This is a genomic window from Buchnera aphidicola (Melanaphis sacchari) (genome assembly GCF_003096055.1).
GTDB classification, from domain to species: domain Bacteria; phylum Pseudomonadota; class Gammaproteobacteria; order Enterobacterales; family Enterobacteriaceae; genus Buchnera; species Buchnera aphidicola_P.
The window spans coordinates 1-19049 of the sequence record NZ_CP029161.1 but is presented as its reverse complement, the minus strand read 5'-3'; the positions used below and the strand labels follow the sequence as shown (position 1 = coordinate 19049).

Genomic DNA, 19049 nt, shown 5'->3' with positions numbered 1-19049 from the left:
AAAGAAAAATATAAAATTTATTTATAAATATTCAATTTAAAACCTTTTTAATTTTAAGGATAATAATATTCCAAAACATAGAACAACTATAATAAAAATAGAAATTCCAAACCATCTTGAATAAAACCAAAAGAAACCACCAAGTGTACCAAATATACTAGATCCTAAATAATAAAAAAATAAATACAATGAAGTAGCTTGTACTTTATCAGTTTTTACACAAGAACTTACCCAACTGCTTGCAATTGAATGTGCTGCAAAAAAACTACTAGAAAATAACATTAAACCTAAAACAATTATTAAAAAATAATCGTATTGAGTTAATAATATTCCAAAAATCATTATTAATAATGATATTATTAAGATATTACTACGATTAAATTTATTTGCTAATGCACCAGCCTTAGGTGAACTATATACTCCAGTTAAATAAATGGCAGATAATAATCCTATTGTAGACTGTGATAAAAAAAAGGGATCTAATATTAATCGATAACTAATATAATTAAATACAGTAATAAAACTACCCATCAATAAAAATCCTATTATAAAAAGAGTGTATAATATTGGATTTTTTAAATGGATATAAAAACTTTTAAAAAATTTTTTATAATTTATTGATATAGGATAAAAATTTTTTGATGATGGTAAAAAATAACAAAATAAAAAAGATGAAAACAAAGAAAAAAATCCAATTATTGCAAGAGACACATTCCAAGAAAAATATTCTGATAAAATACTACTTAATAATCTCCCAACAAAGCCACCTATAGTATTTCCACTGATGTATAACCCAATACAAAAAGATAAATATTTTTTTTCTACTTCCTCAACAATATAAGTCATACCAACTGCTACTACACCACTTAATGCCAGTCCTATAAAAGAGCGAATTATAATAATAGTTGTCCAACTATGTAGCATAGAGCATATAATTGTAAGAATAGCCGCAACTATTAAAGATAGAGACATAATTAATTTTCTACCAATAACGTCTGATAATGAACCAGTAAATAATGCTCCGATCGCCATAGTTGCTGTTGTAGCGGATAAAGATAAACTACTTTCTGTAGCACTCAATAAAAATTCTTTAGAAAAAATTGGCAAAATAGATTGAACGCAGTATAAAATAGAAAAACTAGAAAAACCGCCCAAAAAAAGAGATAAAATAATTTTGTTTATATTTTTTTTTTTAATAACATTTTTTTTTCCAATACTAAATATGTTTTAATAAAAAATTATTTATTAGATATATATATAACCATCAAAAACATGATTAGCTGATCCAGTCATATAGAGCGGTTTTTGAAAACCTTTCCAATTAATAGTCAAACTTCCACCTAATAAATTAACTTTTACGTTATTAGAAAGTAAATTTTTCGCAATACCTACTGCAACTGCTGCACATGCTCCGCTACCACAAGATTGCGTTTCGCCAACATCACGTTCATGAACACGTAGTTTTATATGATTTTTATTTATAATTTCCATAAAACTTACATTTATTCCTTTAGGAAAAATTAAACTTTTTTCTATTTTTCGAGCTATCTTTTTTACTGGAGCATATTTTATAGATTGTACTTGAATAATACAATGCGGATTTCCTATAGATACCAAATTACATAATAAACTTTTATTAAGAAGTTTAGTTGAAAAATCATTGCATGTTTTTTTATTTAAAGTAGATATTTGATCTATTTTAAAATTTGGTTGACCCATATTTACTTGAATTAAATTATTAGATAAAAAATTAATGATTATATTATTTTTTTTAGTGGAAACAATAACTTTTTTTTTATTTGTTAATCCTTTTAATAAAAGAAACAAACCTATGCAACGTGCACCATTACCACACTGTTCTACTTCACTACCATTAGAATTAAAAATACGATAATGAAAATCAAATTCAATATTATACGATTTTTCAACTAATAATAGTTGATCAAAACCTATACCAGTATTTCGATGCGATAATTTTTTAATTATATCTGGAGAAAAAATGAAATCTTGATTAATTAATTCAACAACCATAAAATCATTACCTAAACCATGCATTTTAGAAAACTTTATTTTTTTTTTATTTTTATTTCTTAAAAACATTGCTTTTCCTATTATTTTTTTATTTGAGAAAACCTTTTTAAATAAAAAATGAAATTTTTTATGATATTTTTAGTATTTTACAAAATTGATTATGAATACTTTAATTTTTTATTCAAGGAATATTATTATGACAAAAAAAATAAATTTAAACAAAAAAAATAATAACTTTTATAACTTAATAAATGAACTATTTCTAAAAATAGAAAATAATTTAAATTTATATCTTGATAAGTTTGATATTGATTATGAAATACAAGATTATGTTATAACTATTACTTTTCCTAACAAAAGTATAATTATAGTTAACAAACAAGAATTTTTACAACAAGTCTGGTTAGCTACTAAAATAAACGCATATCATTTTAGTTATAAAAATAATGAATGGATTTGCAATCGCAGTAACGAAAATTTTTGGAAAGTATTTCAAAATTCTTGCTCTATGCAATTAGAAAAAAATTTAATTTTTTATAATGCTTAAAATATACAATAATTATTTTTATATAAAAATATTTCTATATTAATAACAAATATAATATGTTAAATAATACATTAAGAATTGCCACAAGAAGAAGTCCATTAGCTCTAGCTCAAACTAAATATGTACAAAAAAAAATATTATCGTTATATCCAAATTTAAAAATAATATTAGTACCTATTGTGACACACGGTGATAATATTTTAAATAAATCGCTATCTAAAATAGGAGGGAAGGGATTATTTATAAAAGAATTAGAGTTTGCTCTTCTTGATAATAAAGCAGATATTGCTGTTCATTCGATGAAAGATCTCCCGGTGCGTATTACGAAAGAACTACGTTTAATTAGTATATGTAAAAGAGGCAATGCTTTAGATTCATTAGTTTCTAATAACTACGAATCAATTAATCATTTACCAAAAGGAGCAATAATTGGTACATCTAGCCTTAGAAGACAATGTCAATTAATTACTCATCGACCAGATTTAGTAATTTTGCCTTTAAGAGGTAATGTAGAAACAAGAATCGCCAAACTAGATGAAGGAAAATATGACGCAATTATTTTAGCAACAGAAGGATTAAATAGATTGCGATTAAAACATAGAATTTCTCAAATCATACCTGCAGAATTATCATTACCCTCATCTGGACAAGGAGCTATTGGAATACAGTCGAGGCTGCATGATAAAAAAATAATATTTTTTTTATCACATTTAAATGATATTAATACTTTTATAGAAATCAATGCAGAAAGAGCTTTTTGTAAAAAAATAGAATCAGGATGTCAAATTCCTGTAGGAAGTTATGCTATTCTTAGAAAAAATAGAATTTGGTTAAGAGGTTTAATTGGATCACCTGACGGAAAAATAATATTAAGAGGAGAAAGATTTGGTTGTTATAGTACTGCCAAGCAAATGGGATATTCTCTTGCAAATGAATTAATTCGTTATGGAGCAAAAAAAATTCTCAATAACATTAATGTAAAAAAATCATTTTATATATGAAAATACTAATTACAAGACCTTCGCCTGAAGGAGAAAAGTTAACATATAGCCTCAATAATATAGGTATACCGGCATGGCATTTTTCTTTATTTGAATTTTTTCCAAGTATCAGTAAAAAAAGTTTGTCAAAAAAATTTTACGAATTATACACATCGGATGTAATTATAGTATTTTCTAAAAAATCTATTTATTATACTAATTTATTTCTTAAAAAGAATAACTTGCAATGGCCTTCTTATCCAGAATATTATGCTATTGGAAATAGCACAGCATTATTTTTATATAAATACATTAAAAAAAAAATTTTTACTCCTTTAAATATAGAGAATAGTGAAAATCTTTTAAAACTTTTAGAAAACATTGATCTTAATAATTCTAAAATTACTTTATTACAAGGAGAAAAAGGTAGGCAACTAGTAAGGAATAGCCTAAAAAAAAAGGTTTTAATATATCTGTAATTGAATGCTATAAAAAAATTTTTAAAGATTTTAATCAAAATAATGAGATTAAAAAATGGCGCTCTTATAAAATTAATACATTGATAGTAACTAGTGCGGAAATTTTAAAAAAATTAAGCAACAATATTTCTGACATTGATAAAAATGTATGGTTGTTTAAATGTAAAATTTTTGTTGTGGGAAAAAGATTAAGAAACATCGCTGAAAAAATAGGATGGAAAGATATAGTTACTTGTAACTATGCTAATAATCAATCTATTTTAAAAAAAATTTGCCAAAAAACATAAATAAATTAATTTTTGGTCGGCGAAAGAGGATTTGAACCTCTGACCTACTGGTCCCAAACCAGTTGCGCTACCAAGCTGCGCTATTCGCCGTTTTTTATTTGGGGTGGCTAATGGGATTTGAACCCATGACCACTGGAATCACAATCCAGCACTCTACCAACTGAGCTATAGCCACCAAAATTATTTTTTATATTTAAAAAAATTTTATGTTTTCAAATATTGCGCTCGACAGGATTTGAACCTGATACCTCTACTTTCGGAAAGTAGTGCTCTATCCAAATGAGCTACGAGCGCTTTATAATAAAAAACAATTTAAATTTTATGATTAATAATTTGTATTGTCCAGCTTTTTTTATATTTTAAAGAGTAAAAATTTATTTATATTAAATTTTAGTCAATATTTTTTTAATTAAATATTAAAATAGTCATTATTTAATATAAAAATTTTCATATTTTATGAACGTTTCATCATATCAAAAAATTCATCATTAGTTTTAGTCATAGACAATTTATTTAACAAAAATTCCATAGCATCTATTTCACTCATAGGATGAATAATTTTTCTTAAAATCCACATTTTTTGAAGTTCATCTGGAAGAGTTAATAATTCTTCTTTTCTCGTTCCTGATCTATTATAATCGATAGCTGGAAAAACACGTTTTTCTGCTATCTTTCTTGATAAAGGAAGCTCCATATTACCTGTTCCTTTAAATTCTTCATAAATTACTTCATCCATTTTTGAGCCAGTATCTACTAACGCGGTAGCAATAATTGTTAAACTACCTCCTTCTTCAACATTGCGAGCTGCCCCGAAAAATCTTTTAGGCCTATGTAATGCATTTGCATCTACACCTCCTGTTAAAACCTTTCCAGAAGCAGGAACTACAGTGTTATAAGCACGTGCCAAACGAGTGATAGAATCTAATAATATAATTACGTCTTTTTTATGCTCTACTAATCGTTTTGCTTTTTCAATAACCATTTCAGCAACTTGAACATGTCTTGATGCGGGCTCATCAAAAGTAGAAGCAACCACTTCTCCTTTTACTAATCTTTGCATTTCTGTTACTTCTTCAGGTCTTTCATCAATTAATAGTACCATCAATACACAGTCTGGATGGTTATATGCTATACTTTGTGCAATATTTTGGAGTAATATAGTTTTTCCAGCTTTAGGGGGTGCTACAATTAAACCTCTTTGCCCTCGTCCAATAGGTGATGCTAAATCTAATACTCTTGCTGTTAAATCCTCAGTAGAACCATTACCACGTTCCATTCTTAATCTAGAATTTGCATGCAAAGGTGTTAAGTTCTCAAATAAAATTTTACTTCTTGCATTTTCAGGTTTGTCATAATTAACTTTATTAACTTTTAGTAGAGCGAAATATCTTTCACCTTCTTTAGGGGGTCTTATTTTTCCAGAAATAGTATCTCCAGTGCGCAAATTAAATCTACGAATTTGACTTGGAGAAACATATATATCATCAGGACCAGCTAAATAAGAACTATCAGCAGAACGTAAAAAACCAAATCCATCTTGTAATATTTCTAATACACCATCTCCAAATATATCTTCTCCACTTTTTGAATGCTGTTTAAGGATGGCAAAAATAATATCTTGTTTACGCATACGCGCTAAATTTTCCAACCCCATTTTTTCACCAAGAGTAATTAATTCAGAAACTGTCATATTTTTAAGTGCGGTAAGATTCATAATGGTGGGTTCTTAGTAAAATCGGGGTAAATCTTGAAATGATATAGTTAAACATAATTTATAAAATTTTTATGTTTGTTAAAAAAAATTTTCATAAAATTAAATTTAATTTATTTTTAAAAATTAATTAAGTATTTTGTAAATTTATGAAATAAATTGCATGCTTTCATCTAAAAACTCTTTAAGCTGTAATTTAGATAAAGCCCCAACTTTAGTAGCAAGAACTTCACTATCATGAAATAGTAATAACGTAGGAATACCTCTTACAGAATATTTGGGAGCTGTTTTCGGATATTTTTCAATATTTATTTTTCCAATAACTATTTTATCGCAATATTCATCTGCTATTTCCTCTAAAATAGGAGCTAATATTTTACATGGATTACACCATTCTGCCCAAAAATCAACTAATATAAAACCTTTTGATTTCAAGACTTTCTCTTCAAAATTTTGATCAGTTAGTTCAATTATTTTATTCATTTTATTATTTTACTCACGTGAAAAGAAATTGAAATAAACAAAATTTAGATTTATTTAAATTAAAACATTATAATATCATTTTTAAGAATTTATTTAAACTAAAATTAAATAATTTTAATAGGTTAAATATTTAATGTTTTTAAAAAAATTTTATTTTTTATATTTTTTTAAAAAAAGTAGGAATTTTTATCTTGAATGTATTTTTGATCCCATTCAATATCTTCTTCAGGTAACTCAAATAAAAATCTGCTAGGTACTGTATTAATTATTTGTCCATATTGAATTCTTTTTTGACATAGTGTAAAAAACAATTGTTTTTTTGCCCTTGTCATTCCAACGTAAGTTAATCTTCTTTCTTCTTCGATATCATTATTATTAATACTTTTTATATTAGGTAATATACCTTCATTCATTCCAATGATAAACACTGAAGGAAACTCTAATCCTTTAGATGCATGCAAAGTCATTAGCTTAACTTGATTTAAGTTATTATTTTTTATTTTATGATCTGCAATATTTTGTAATTTTATTTTTTTCATAATTTGCAATAAAGTTAAAGGTTTATCACAATCGTTTCCTTTCAACATTTCTTTTAACCAATTTGATAATATTTTAATATTATCAACGCTTAATTGAATTCTTTTGGGTTCTTTTAACGTTTTAGATAACCATGATATGTACTTAGTATCTGTAATAATTTCACTTAATAAAATAGATGGATTTAAATATGAAGTTTCAATTTTTTTTTGTATCCAAGAAATAAAAGTTTCTATTTTTTTAAAAGTTTTGATTGAAAATATTTCTTTTATTTTTATATTTTTACTAGCTTCAAAAAGATTTTTTTTGTTTTGAATGGACCATTGTTCTAATTTATTTAATGTTACTAATCCTATACCGCGATGTGGAGTATTAATAATTTTTAAAAATGCATAATTATCATTTGGATTAGTAATTACGCGCAAGTAATTTAATAAAATTCTAATTTCAGGACGAGAAAAAAATGATGTATAATTAGAAATTACATACGGAATATTTTTTTTTAAAAATATTTTTTCAAGAATTTGAGATTGATGTTTTCCTCGATATAATATAGCATGATCTTCATATGGTATTTTTTTAAAAAAATTTTGATATATTATTTTTTTTGCTATTTTTTCTGCTTCCATTTCTTCATTTTCTGCGATAATAATTTTTATTTTATTGCCGTATTTTAAAGTAGAAAATAAATTTTTTTTAAAATAATGTGAATTATTAGAGATTAATTTATTTGCAGCCTTAAGTATCCTTCCATAAGAACGATAGTTTTGCTCCATTTTTATAACTGTTAAAGCAGGAAAATCTTTTTTCAAAAAAAATATGTTTTGAGGCTTTGCTCCTCGCCATGAGTATATTGACTGATCATCATCTCCTACTAATGTAAAATTAGAATTCATATTAGTCAGTATTTTAATTAATTCGTATTGGCTATTATTTGTATCCTGATATTCGTCTACTAATAAATATAAAATTTTATTTTGCCAACGATTTCTTATTGTTTTATTTTTTTTTAATAATTGAGTTGGTATACAAATTAAATCATCAAAATCTAATATATTCGATTCATTTAAATATGTAGTATATTTTTTATACAAATCCGCAAAATTTTTTTCTTCATGAGAATTTGCTAACGATCTAGCTTTCAGTGGGGTAAGAAATTTATTTTTCCAATATGAAATCATAAAAATTAATTTTTTTAAAAAAAATATATCATTTTTTATATTTTTTTTAATTAGTTTTTTAATTAAATTTATTTGATCTTGTTCATCAAAAATAGAAAAATTTAAATTAAAATTTAAATAGATAATTTCTTTTTTTATGATTTCTAATCCTAAAGAATGAAATGTTGAAATAATAATATCTCTAATCTGCAAGGAATTCAAATGTTTTAAAAGACGCATTCTTATTTCATGAGCAGCTTTATTAGTGAATGTAACTGCAATAATATTCTTAGGTTTGTAATGACATTTTTGTATTAAATAAATAATTTTTTTAATAATAACTTTTGTTTTTCCAGATCCAGCCCCTGCTAATATTAAACAGGGGCCACTAGTAAATTTTACAGCATTTTTCTGTACAAAGTTAAGAGACATCATAATTAAATTTAATGATTTGATATGAGTGAAATAATTAATTTTTTCAGATGATACATATATATGCATATATATGTATATTATTTTGCTACTGCAATTTCTTTCATTTCTTTCATATAATTTCTTAATTTACGACCAATAATTTCAACAGGATGATTACGGATACTTTCGTTGATTTGATATAATTCGAGATTATTTAATGATTTTTTAGACAACGAAGAACCTAAACTATTTTTTTCAATAGTTGTAATAAATTTCTTTAAAATAGGATACGCAGATTTTGTAAAAAGATAGCTACCATATTCAGCAGTATCAGAAATAACCATATTCATTTCGTATAATTTTTTTCTTGCAATTGTATTAGCGATTAACGGTAATTCATGTAATGATTCATAATAAGCTGATTCATGCATAATGCCTGCTTCTATCATAGTTTCAAAAGCTAATTCAACACCAGCTTTTAATAAGGCTACCATAAGTGTTCCATGATCGTAATATTCTTGTTCAGATATTTTTTCAGAATGATGAGAAGATTTTTCAAAAGCCGTATTTTTTATTTCTTCACGCCAGTTTAATAAATTTTTATCATTATTAGACCAATCTTTCATCATTTGTTCGGAAAAATAACCCGAAATAATATCATCCATATGTTTTTTAAATAATGGTTTTAATATTTTTTTGACCTCATTGCAAATTTTAAAGGCTCGTATTTTCGATGTATTAGAAAGCCTATCCATCATTAAAGTGATACCTCCGTGTTTCATAGATTCTGTTATAGTTTCCCAACCATATTGTATTAACTTAGAAGAATAAGAAGGATTATTTTTATCATCAATTAATTTTTCATAACATATTAATGATGCTGTTTGTAACATACCGCATAAAATAGTTTGTTCGCCCATTAAATCTGATTTTACTTCTGCTACAAATGAAGACTCTAATACACCTGCACGATGTCCTCCTGTTGAATAAGCCCAAGCTTTTGCTATTTCTAAACCTATTTTATTTGGATTATTTTCAGAATGTACAGCGATTAATGTAGGAACGCCAAAACCTCTTTTAAATTCTTCTCTTACTTCTGTACCCGGACATTTCGGTGCTACCATTATTACTGTTATATCTTTTCGTATAATTTCACCAGATTCTACAATGTTAAAACCATGTGAATAACCTAAACACGAGTTTTTTTTCATTAATTTTTGCAATTCTTTTACAACATTTTCATGCTGTTTATCTGGAGTTAAATTAATTACTAAATCAGCTTTTGGTATCAATGATTCGTAATCATTTACTTCAAAATTGTTTTCAACAGCATTCGACCAGGATTTATTTTTTTTTAAAATACTACTTTTTTTTAAAGCATAAGAGATATCTAATCCAGAATCTCTCATATTTAATCCTTGATTTAGACCTTGTGATCCACATCCTATAATAACTATTTTTTTATTTTTTAGGATTTTATTTTTATCTTTAAATTCATCTCTTTTCATAAAACGACATTGTCTAATTTCATTAATTTTTTTACGAAAACACAATCTATTAAAGTAATTCATTTAGATATCCTTAATTTTTGAAATTATTTTAAGAAATAATTTTCTTAAACATTAAGTTTTTTTTTGTTTCTTATTGCGCCTGTATCAGCACTAGTAGCAAAATGTGCGTAAAATTTTAATGCTGAAGAAATATATCTTTTTCGATTTTTAGGTTTATATGCTTTTAAACCTTTTGAATTTTCATTTAAAATGCGGTTATTTAATTCTTCTTCAGTAATGTTTAGGTGAATAGTTTTTTGATAAAGATCAATTTTAATATTATCACCGTTTTTAACTAAAGCTATTACACCTTTATTTGCTGCTTCCGGTGAAATATGACCGATAGATAACCCTGAAGTTCCACCGGAAAATCGACCGTCTGTAATTAATGCGCATTTTTTATCTAAATTCATAGATTTTAAATATGTTGTAGGATATAACATTTCTTGCATTCCTGGCCCCCCTTTTGGGCCTTCATATCGAATTACTACAACATCTCCAGGTATTATTTTTTTTGATAAGATAGCTGTTACCGCTTCTTCTTGACTTTCATATACTTTAGCAGTACCAGAAAAAATATAATTTTCTTGATTTACACTTGCTGTTTTAATTATACAACCGTTTTTTGCTAAATTTCCATATAGCACAGATAAACCACCATTTTTATTGTACGCATTGTTACAAGATCTGATACATCCGTTAACGCGATCTTTATCCAATTCTTTCCATCTAAAATCTTGAGAATACGGTTTAGTTGTACGTATACCTCCTGGTCCTGCATGAAACATTTTTATTATATTTTGATCATTTGTACTTAGAATGTCATATTTATTTAATGTTTCCTCTAAAGTTAATTCTAGTACATTTTTTGTTGTTTTATGGAGCAGATTAAAACGATTTAACTCGCCTAATATTCTCATTACACCACCTGCACGATGTACATCCTCAACGTGATACACAGTACTACTTGGCGCCACACTGCAGATATGAGGAATTTTTTTAGAAAGACTATTAATATCAGACATTGTAAAGTGAACATTTCCTTCTTGCGCTGCTGCTAATAGATGCAAAATAGTATTGGTAGAACCTCCCATAGAAATATCTAAAGACATTGCATTTTCAAAAGATTTTTTATTAGCTATAGATCGAGGTAACACTTGTTTATTGTTTTTTTCATAGTAATTTTTTGTAATTTTTACTATAATTTTTCCGGATTTTTCAAATAATTTTTTACGATCAATATGTGTAGCAAGCAATGTACCGTTTCCTGGTAGAGCCAATCCCATTGCTTCTACTAAGCAATTCATAGAATTAGCAGTGAACATTCCAGAGCAAGAACCACACGTAGGACACGCAGACATTTCAATTTCTTTTACAAAAGCATCTGATTTATTTGGATTTCCTGAATAAATAATTGCATCTACTAAATCTAATTTTTTTAATTTTTTTTGACCTTGAATTTTTCCAGCTTCCATTGGTCCTCCTGATACGAAAACCGATGGTATATTTAAGCGCAATGATGCCATTAACATAGCTGGAGTTATTTTATCACAATTAGAAATACAAATCATCGCATCGGCGCAATGAGCATTGACTACATATTCTATTGAGTCAGCAATTAATTCACGCGAAGGCAAAGAATAAAGCATTCCTGAGTGCCCCATTGCTATTCCATCATCTATTGCAATAGTATTAAATTCTTTTGGAACTCCACCTGATTTTTTTATTGTTTTTGAAATTATTTTTCCAACTTCTTGCAAATGAATATGGCCTGGTACAAACTGAGAAAAAGAATTAACTACGGCAATAATAGGTTTTTTAAAATCTTCGTCATTCATTCCTGTAGCACGCCATAAAGATCTAGCTCCTGACATATTTCTTCCATGAGTCGTTGTAAAAGAACGATACTTTGGCATTTTCTGGCTCCAAAAAAATATTAATATTAGCTTTATTGCTATAATATTTTATAGAAATTTTATATTTTTTATTCTAGGATTTATATGTGTAATGTGTAATATATAATAATCGATTGATATTGTTTATTAAAAAAACAATTTTTTTGAAATAATTATTTTTAAAAAAAATATAATGAAAGAAATTAATTGGCAGGGGTGGAAGGACTTGAACCTACAACTTTCGGTTTTGGAGACCGATGCTCTACCAAATTGAACTACACCCCTATTGAATTTTTAAAAATAATTATATTCTTAATTAAACAAAAAGTCTAGTTTGTATTTTATATATTTTTTTTGATTTTTTAATAAATTTTTTCTAAAGATCAGAATATTTGTGCCAAAAAAAAATTTTATAATTTTTAAGGTAATAATGTATGAAAACTCCAATTTATTTAGATTATGCCGCAACAACTCCGGTAGAATTAAAAGTTGCAAAAAAAATGATGAATTATTTAACAATAGATGGAATTTTTGGAAATTCAGCTTCTCGATCCCATAAATTTGGTTGGGAAGCTGAAGAAGCGGTTGATATTGCACGAAATGAAATATCCGAATTAATTGGTGCAGATTCTCGTGAAATTGTATTCACATCTGGTGCTACTGAAGCGAATAATTTAGCAATTAAAGGTATTGCTTATTTTCATAAAAAAAAGGGTAATCATATCATCACAAGTAAAACAGAACACAAATCTGTATTAGATACTTGTAGATATTTAGAAAGTGTAGGTTTTTCAATTACTTATCTTACACCTAAAAATAATGGAATTATTGATTTAAGCGATTTAAAGAAAAATATAAAAAAAAATACTATCTTAATTTCTATCATGCATGTAAATAATGAGACTGGAATTATACAAGATATTAACAATATATCTAAAATTTGTCGATCTAATGATATTTTTTTTCACGTAGACGCTACGCAAAGTGTCGGAAAAATTCCTATTAATTTAAAACATTCTTCCATAGATTTGATGTCATTTTCAGCTCATAAAATATATGGACCTAAAGGTATTGGTGGTTTATATGTTCGTAGAAAACCACGCGTTCGTTTATCAGCCTTGTTACACGGCGGTGGACACGAAAGAGGTATGCGTTCGGGCACTTTGCCTGTTCATCAAATTGTCGGTATGGGAGAATCATGTAAAATAGCTAAGAAAAAAATAAAGGATGATTTTATTTATTTAAATCATTTAAAAAATATTCTTTGGAATGGAATTAAAAATATTGAAGAAGTTTATTTAAATAGTGATTTACAACAAGGTGCACCTCATATTTTAAATGTGAGCTTTAATTACGTCGAAGGCGAATCTTTAATTATGGCATTAAAGGATTTAGCAATTTCTTCTGGTTCAGCTTGTACATCTTCTAGTTTAGAACCTTCTTATGTTTTAAGAGCTCTTGGTATCAAAGACGAACTAGCGCATAGTTCCATTCGATTTTCTATTGGAAGATTTACTACTGAAGAAGAAATCAATCATACTATTTCTTTAGTTCATAAATCTATTCATAAATTGCGCGAACTTTCACCATTATGGGAAATGTTTAAATCAGGAGTTGATTTAAATAGTATAGAGTGGGATCATAATTAAAATGTAACAAAATTTTATATAGGTAATTAAAATGGCATATAGTAAAAAAGTTATGGATCATTATGAAAATCCTCGGAACGTTGGTTCTTTTTCTAATTCTGATACAAATGTAGGTAGTGGATTAGTAGGTGCGCCAGCGTGTGGTGATGTAATGAAATTACAAATTAAAGTTAATGATGAAGGAATTATTGAAGATGCGTGTTTTAAAACTTATGGTTGCGGTTCTGCAATAGCTTCTAGTTCACTGGTAACAGAATGGATAAAAGGAAAATCTATTACAGAAGCACAAGAAATTAAAAATACTAGCATAGCAGAGGAATTAGAATTACCACCAGTAAAAATTCATTGTTCCATCTTAGCAGAGGATGCAATTAAAGCAGCAGTAGAGAATTATAAAAATAAAAAAAATAATAGTTAATTTTTTTAAAATTATGTTGAAAGAATAATTTCTTTCAACATTTAATACTTTTTTTACTTAAACTTTATAAGATTAAATTTAATTAGATTTATATGATTTAAGATTTAGGTGATTTATGGATTACTTTTCATTATTTAATTTAAAAAAAAAATTTAAAATTGATAAAGAATTGCTTACTCAAAACTTTTACAAATTACAATTAAAATTTCATCCTGATTTATTTATCAGTAAATCTGAACACGAAAAAAAAATAGTTCTTAAAAAATCTATAAAAATTAATCAAGGTTATACAACTTTAAAAGATTCATTAAGTAGAGCATTGTATCTTCTTTCTTTAAATGGTTTAAAGATTAGCCAAGAAAAAATATCATTTTATAATCAAGATTTTTTAAAAAAATATTTTTCTTTTTATGAAGAATTAGATTTTTTAACTAAAAATACCGTAGATAAAGAAAAAATTAAAATTTATTTAAAAAAAATACAAAAAAAAATAAAAAGTTACGAAGATATTATTGAGGTAGAATTTAATAAAAAAAATTGGGACAAATTTATTCAAGCAGTTATTAAATTGCGTTTTTTTAAAAATATGCAAACTCGTTTAAAAACTAACAATATTATTTTATACAGATAAATTAGGATTTTCTAAATGATTTCTTTGAAAGAAAAATTTGATAATAAATTAGTTTTAGGTATTGATTTTGGAACAACATATTCCCTTGTATCTTCAATAAGAAATAGACGTATAACTTTATTAAAAGATGAAAATAAATGTTATTTATTGCCTTCAGTTATATACTTTAATAAAGATAAATTTTTGATTGGAGCAGAAGCTGAAAAAAAAATTATTGAAGATCCAACAAATACAATTATTTCAGTAAAACGTTTAATTGGACGTTCTATTAATTTTATTGAAAAACAATTTCCTAATTTACCTTATATTATACATAGAAGTGAAGATGGAGGTATTTTTTTTCATACTAATGCTGGTATTTTCACTCCTATTGATATTGTGAGTAAAATATTAGAATATTTAAGAAGGAGAGCATGTTATGCATATGATCAAGAAATTCGATCAACTGTTATTACAGTACCTGCATATTTTAATAATATCCAAAGAGAATCAATTAAAAAAGCCGCAATATTAGCGCAAATGAAATTGATTAGATTATTAAACGAACCTACATCTGCTGCTATTGCATATGGTCTACAGGAGAAAAAACAGGGGATAATAATTGTATATGATTTAGGAGGAGGGACTTTCGATGTATCTATATTAAAATTAAATCAAGGTGTTTTTGAAGTTTTAGCAACGAGTGGGGATGCAAATTTAGGAGGCGATGATTTTGATTTATGTTTATTAAAATACATTTCTAAGAAATTAAATTTGTCTAATGAAAATGATAAATTTTTTCAATCGTTATTACTTCAAAAATCAAAAGAAATTAAAATAAAACTAAGTCAATGCGAGAAAGTAAAAATAGATTTTTTTGATTATCATGAAACAATTCATCGTGATGAATTTAATGCAATTACCCTACATTTAGTTCAAAAAACATTGCTTATTTGTTCTAATATTTTAAAAGAAATTGATTTAAAAAAAGAAAGTATTCAAGAAGTTATTATGGTCGGAGGATCTACGCGTATTCCTATAGTTTACGAAGAAGTTCAAAAATTTTTTAATAAACCTTTATTAACAACTATTAATCCAGATCAAGTAGTTGCAATAGGCGCTGCTATTCACGCTAATATGCTTATGCAAAATAGTTATTATAAAAAAACGTTATTATTAGATGTTGTTCCTTTATCATTAGGTATTGAAGTTATGGGCGGTGTAGTAGAAAAAATTATTTTTAAAAATACATCTATACCAATTTCGAAAACAAAAGAATTTACAACTTTTAAAGATAATCAAACTGCTATTTTAATTCATGTATTGCAAGGAGAGCAAGAACTTGTTCAGGATTGTATTTCTTTATCACGTTTTGTATTAAAAGGTATTCCACCTCAAAAAGCTGGAAAAATTCGTATTTTAGTTACATTTGAAATTGATACAGACGGATTAATTAATATAACAGCTTCAGAAAAGTATACTCAAAAAGAAAAAAAAATTCAAATTGATAACAATATTTTTAGTATATAAAATACTATATATCTTTATATTAAAACTTATAAAATTAACTGAGATTAAATGATGCCTAAAATTTTATTTTTACCGCATAAACTTATTTTGCCTAAAGGTGCAATTTGTGAATGTAAAAAAGGTGAAACAATTTTAAATGTTGCATTAAATAATAATATTTTATTAGAACATGCATGTGAAAAATCTTGTGCTTGCAGTACTTGCCATTGCGTTATTAGAAAAGGTTTTCATTCTCTTTCAGGCTGGTCTGAAAAAGAAGATGATGTTTTAGATAAAGCTTGGGGCTTAGAATCTACAAGTCGATTAAGTTGCCAAGCTATTATTGGCGATGATGACATTGAAGTAGAGATACCTTTATATAATGCAAATTATACTGGAAATTAATTATTTTTTTTAAAAATATAGGGATTTTTTGTTTCTTTAAATTCTATTTGTATAGGTATTCCATTCATATTAAGTGCGTTATAAAAATATTTTTTTAAATATTTTTTATAAGATAATGATAAATATTTTACTTGGTTTCCATGTACAATAATCTTAAATGGATTAGAGCTTCCTAAATGGGCATATTTTAGTTTTATTCGGCGTCCATGTATAATGGGAGGTCGATGCCTTTGAATTGCTGAATACATAGTTTTTACAAGTAATGAAGTAGCAATTTTTTTTTGAGATTTTTGGAAAATTTTATTTATAGATTTAAATATTTTTGATAATCCTATTTTATGCAATGCTGATATAAAATGTATTTCAGAAAAAATATGATTTTCTAACTGTTTTCTTATTAATTTTTTTAATATTTTTTTTTCTAATTTATTTATTAAATCCCATTTGTTTATTACTATGATTACAGGTTTTCCACATTTTTCTATTATATTTGCTAATGTTAAATCTTGATTAGATATTTTTAATGTTGCATCTATTATTAATAGAGAGATATTGGTTTTTTCAATATTTTTTAGTGTTTTAATTATAGAAATTTTCTCTATTTTATTTTTAGAATGTCTTTTTTTAGAAATTCCAGCAGTATCTATAAAAGTATAGTTTTTTTTATTATGATCAATAGATATTGGTATACTATCCAATGTTGTACCAGGAATATGAGAGGTAATTAATCTTTCTTGTTTTAAAATAGAATTAATTAAAGTAGATTTGCCAACATTCGGTTTTCCTATACATGAAATTTTTATTATTTTTTTTGGGATTTTTGGATGTATTTGACTATTTTTTTTTAATTTTTTAGGATCAAATTTTGATTGAATCCAAGGAGTTAAGTATTTTTTAATAAGAGTATTAATTCCTTGGTTATTACTTGCAGAAATTTTTGCGTTTTCTATAAATCCTAAGGAGTAAAATTCATTTATTTTAGATATATCTTTTACTCCGTCTATTTTATTAATAATTAGGATAATTTTTTTTTCATATTTTCTAATTTCTTTTGATATTTCATATTCTTGCGCCATAACCCCATCACGTGCACTTACAAGAAATAAAATTAAATCACATTCTTTAATTGCAATTAATGTTTGTTTGTATGTTTCTTTTTTTATCTTTTCTAATTCAAAATCAAATCCTGCAGTATCAATTATAGTTATTTTATTTTTTTTTAGATAAAATGAACTGTAATTTCGATCTCTAGTAAGATTAGGTTGATTGTTTACTAATGCGTTTCTTTTTTGCGTTAAGACGTTAAATAAAGTGGATTTTCCAACATTAGTACGTCCTATTAAAGCGATGATAGGTAGCATTTATTTTAACTCTTTTGATTGTATTATTTTAATTAAGATGCATTTGCATTTATTTGCTTTGCATGATTAATTTTCATTTTAACTAATTCTTTAAATGCATCAGACTTTTCAAATTTTTTACTTTTTTCCCATGATTTTATAGCTTTCTGTATGTCTTTTTTTTCTATAAAAATATCTCCTTTTAAATTTTCTACTATACTTATCCAATTTTTATTATTAATTTTTTCCAAAGTTTTTATTGCATCTTTATTTTGTTTTTTTTGAATCTGAATTTTAGCAATTCTTAAGTTTAAAATGTTTTTTAAGTTTTCTTCTTTAGTGTATTTTAAACTGTTATTTAATTGGTCTAAAGCTTTATCTAAGTTATTATTTAAAATGTATTTTTTAGCTAAAGAAAATGATGCTAAAGTGCCATAAATATTTTTGTTATCTAATATAAATTGTTCTGCTTCATTAAAATTTTTAATATTTTTCTGATTTATTTTTTGTTGTATTTCTTCGTATTTTAAATATTTCATATCAATTTTTTTTTCTATATTTAAACTATTTTTATTAATATGGTTTTTAAACCAAAAGAAACAAAATATTATTAAAAATAATATAATGAGGAAAATAATTTTTTTAATTGAAATATTTTTTTTTATTTGGTTAGATTGAATTAAATGCATCTTAAATAGTCCTTTTGTTTAAATTTTTAGTTTTATTGTATAAATTTAACTTAAATATTATTATAAATTTAATTTTTTGTTGCATTGAAAGCAATATTTTTTATTTTTTTTTGTTTATTTTAAAAAAATAATAACATATATAAAAGTTATTAATATAAAAAACATGAATTGTGCACAGTTAATTAATTTAATAAGTACTTGAATTATCAACATTAAATGTGAGTTATCCACAGATTTTATGTTTCCTAATAATAATAATAATTATTATTATCTTTTATCTTTTATCTTTTATCTTTTATCTTTTATCTTTTATCTTTTATCTTTTATCTTTTATCTTTTATCTTTTATCTTTTAT

At 25.4% G+C, this 19049-nt stretch carries 16 protein-coding genes, 4 tRNA genes and 1 pseudogene; 8 read left to right on the top strand and 13 right to left on the bottom strand.

Annotation, left to right across the window (positions count from 1 at the left end; genetic code table 11):
• Positions 1-36: 36 nt before the first annotated feature.
• Both DD681_RS00110 and dapF read right to left on the bottom strand, forming a co-directional pair.
• A complete protein-coding gene (locus DD681_RS00110; protein WP_261788355.1) occupies positions 37-1155 on the bottom strand; it encodes an MFS transporter in 1119 nt (372 codons plus the stop codon).
• Between the two features lie 90 nt (positions 1156-1245).
• Positions 1246-2100 carry a diaminopimelate epimerase gene (gene dapF, locus DD681_RS00105; RefSeq protein WP_158341010.1) on the bottom strand — a complete coding sequence of 285 codons (855 nt, stop codon included), beginning with the start codon at positions 2098-2100 and terminating at the stop codon, positions 1246-1248.
• A 127-nt stretch (positions 2101-2227) separates the two neighbouring features.
• On the opposite strand from dapF, the gene cyaY reads away from it, so the two are divergent.
• The 3 genes and pseudogenes from cyaY (at position 2228) to DD681_RS03195 (ending at position 4324) form a co-directional block, all read left to right on the top strand.
• Positions 2228-2578: an iron donor protein CyaY gene (gene cyaY / locus DD681_RS00100; protein ID WP_158341009.1), complete on the top strand. Its 351-nt coding sequence runs from the start codon at positions 2228-2230 to the stop codon at positions 2576-2578.
• 56 nt (positions 2579-2634) lie between these two features.
• Positions 2635-3579, top strand: coding sequence for a hydroxymethylbilane synthase (gene hemC, locus DD681_RS00095; protein ID WP_158341008.1), 945 nt, complete (start codon positions 2635-2637; stop codon positions 3577-3579).
• Positions 3576-4324: pseudogene (locus tag DD681_RS03195) on the top strand (uroporphyrinogen-III synthase). Before hemC ends, DD681_RS03195 begins: the two are co-directional and overlap by 4 nt.
• Positions 4325-4337: 13 nt before the next feature.
• On the opposite strand, the gene DD681_RS00080 reads toward DD681_RS03195, so the two are convergent.
• From DD681_RS00080 to DD681_RS00040, 9 genes are all read right to left on the bottom strand, one after another.
• A tRNA-Pro gene (locus tag DD681_RS00080) sits at positions 4338-4414 on the bottom strand.
• Between the two features lie 9 nt (positions 4415-4423).
• A tRNA-His gene (locus DD681_RS00075) sits at positions 4424-4499 on the bottom strand.
• Between the two features lie 45 nt (positions 4500-4544).
• A tRNA-Arg gene (locus DD681_RS00070) sits at positions 4545-4618 on the bottom strand.
• 160 nt (positions 4619-4778) lie between these two features.
• Positions 4779-6038, bottom strand: coding sequence for a transcription termination factor Rho (gene rho, locus DD681_RS00065; protein ID WP_158341005.1), 1260 nt, complete (start codon positions 6036-6038; stop codon positions 4779-4781).
• 144 nt (positions 6039-6182) lie between these two features.
• The gene (trxA, locus tag DD681_RS00060) at positions 6183-6518 is read right to left on the bottom strand and encodes a thioredoxin TrxA (protein WP_158341004.1); all 336 of its coding nucleotides are present in this window, start codon (positions 6516-6518) and stop codon (positions 6183-6185) included.
• Between the two features lie 167 nt (positions 6519-6685).
• Complete coding sequence (locus DD681_RS00055) at positions 6686-8716, bottom strand: UvrD-helicase domain-containing protein (protein WP_261788354.1); 2031 nt, start codon at positions 8714-8716, stop codon at positions 6686-6688.
• An 11-nt stretch (positions 8717-8727) separates the two neighbouring features.
• Positions 8728-10200: a ketol-acid reductoisomerase gene (gene ilvC, locus DD681_RS00050; RefSeq protein ID WP_158341003.1), complete on the bottom strand. Its 1473-nt coding sequence runs from the start codon at positions 10198-10200 to the stop codon at positions 8728-8730.
• Between the two features lie 44 nt (positions 10201-10244).
• Complete coding sequence (gene ilvD / locus DD681_RS00045) at positions 10245-12095, bottom strand: dihydroxy-acid dehydratase (protein ID WP_158341002.1); 1851 nt, start codon at positions 12093-12095, stop codon at positions 10245-10247.
• Positions 12096-12282: 187 nt separating this feature from the next.
• Positions 12283-12359 (bottom strand) — tRNA-Trp (locus DD681_RS00040).
• Between the two features lie 149 nt (positions 12360-12508).
• On the opposite strand from DD681_RS00040, the gene DD681_RS00035 reads away from it, so the two are divergent.
• The 5 genes from DD681_RS00035 to fdx all read left to right on the top strand — a co-directional run bounded on the left by DD681_RS00035 (position 12509) and on the right by fdx (position 16665).
• Positions 12509-13723 carry an IscS subfamily cysteine desulfurase gene (locus tag DD681_RS00035; protein WP_158341001.1) on the top strand — a complete coding sequence of 405 codons (1215 nt, stop codon included), beginning with the start codon at positions 12509-12511 and terminating at the stop codon, positions 13721-13723.
• Positions 13724-13754: 31 nt separating this feature from the next.
• Positions 13755-14141 carry a Fe-S cluster assembly scaffold IscU gene (gene iscU, locus DD681_RS00030; RefSeq protein WP_158341000.1) on the top strand — a complete coding sequence of 129 codons (387 nt, stop codon included), beginning with the start codon at positions 13755-13757 and terminating at the stop codon, positions 14139-14141.
• Positions 14142-14256: 115 nt separating this feature from the next.
• Positions 14257-14772, top strand: a complete 516-nt coding sequence (hscB, locus tag DD681_RS00025) for a Fe-S protein assembly co-chaperone HscB (protein ID WP_158340999.1) — start codon at positions 14257-14259, stop codon at positions 14770-14772.
• Positions 14773-14787: 15 nt separating this feature from the next.
• Complete coding sequence (gene hscA / locus DD681_RS00020) at positions 14788-16281, top strand: Fe-S protein assembly chaperone HscA (protein ID WP_158340998.1); 1494 nt, start codon at positions 14788-14790, stop codon at positions 16279-16281.
• Between the two features lie 51 nt (positions 16282-16332).
• Positions 16333-16665 carry an ISC system 2Fe-2S type ferredoxin gene (gene fdx, locus DD681_RS00015; RefSeq protein WP_158341529.1) on the top strand — a complete coding sequence of 111 codons (333 nt, stop codon included), beginning with the start codon at positions 16333-16335 and terminating at the stop codon, positions 16663-16665.
• On the opposite strand, the gene der is transcribed toward fdx, so the two are convergent.
• Together der and DD681_RS00005 are read right to left on the bottom strand one after the other, a co-directional pair.
• A complete protein-coding gene (gene der, locus DD681_RS00010; protein ID WP_158340997.1) occupies positions 16662-18026 on the bottom strand; it encodes a ribosome biogenesis GTPase Der in 1365 nt (454 codons plus the stop codon). The two genes, fdx and der, sit on opposite strands and share 4 nt — an antisense overlap.
• 32 nt (positions 18027-18058) lie before the next feature.
• Positions 18059-18694: a YfgM family protein gene (locus DD681_RS00005; protein WP_158340996.1), complete on the bottom strand. Its 636-nt coding sequence runs from the start codon at positions 18692-18694 to the stop codon at positions 18059-18061.
• Positions 18695-19049: the final 355 nt, after the last annotated feature.

Excerpts from the sequence above, each read along its gene's own strand:
- dapF (WP_158341010.1), bottom strand. The coding sequence starts at position 2,100 with ATGTTTTTAAGAAATAAAAATAAAAAAAAAATAAAGTTTTCTAAAATG.
- cyaY (WP_158341009.1), top strand. The coding sequence starts at position 2,228 with ATGACAAAAAAAATAAATTTAAACAAAAAAAATAATAACTTTTATAAC.
- hemC (WP_158341008.1), top strand. The coding sequence starts at position 2,635 with ATGTTAAATAATACATTAAGAATTGCCACAAGAAGAAGTCCATTAGCT.
- rho (WP_158341005.1), bottom strand. The coding sequence starts at position 6,038 with ATGAATCTTACCGCACTTAAAAATATGACAGTTTCTGAATTAATTACT.
- trxA (WP_158341004.1), bottom strand. The coding sequence starts at position 6,518 with ATGAATAAAATAATTGAACTAACTGATCAAAATTTTGAAGAGAAAGTC.
- DD681_RS00055 (WP_261788354.1), bottom strand. The coding sequence starts at position 8,716 with ATGCATATATATGTATCATCTGAAAAAATTAATTATTTCACTCATATC.
- ilvC (WP_158341003.1), bottom strand. The coding sequence starts at position 10,200 with ATGAATTACTTTAATAGATTGTGTTTTCGTAAAAAAATTAATGAAATT.
- ilvD (WP_158341002.1), bottom strand. The coding sequence starts at position 12,095 with ATGCCAAAGTATCGTTCTTTTACAACGACTCATGGAAGAAATATGTCA.
- DD681_RS00035 (WP_158341001.1), top strand. The coding sequence starts at position 12,509 with ATGAAAACTCCAATTTATTTAGATTATGCCGCAACAACTCCGGTAGAA.
- iscU (WP_158341000.1), top strand. The coding sequence starts at position 13,755 with ATGGCATATAGTAAAAAAGTTATGGATCATTATGAAAATCCTCGGAAC.
- hscB (WP_158340999.1), top strand. The coding sequence starts at position 14,257 with ATGGATTACTTTTCATTATTTAATTTAAAAAAAAAATTTAAAATTGAT.
- hscA (WP_158340998.1), top strand. The coding sequence starts at position 14,788 with ATGATTTCTTTGAAAGAAAAATTTGATAATAAATTAGTTTTAGGTATT.
- fdx (WP_158341529.1), top strand. The coding sequence starts at position 16,333 with ATGCCTAAAATTTTATTTTTACCGCATAAACTTATTTTGCCTAAAGGT.
- der (WP_158340997.1), bottom strand. The coding sequence starts at position 18,026 with ATGCTACCTATCATCGCTTTAATAGGACGTACTAATGTTGGAAAATCC.
- DD681_RS00005 (WP_158340996.1), bottom strand. The coding sequence starts at position 18,694 with ATGCATTTAATTCAATCTAACCAAATAAAAAAAAATATTTCAATTAAA.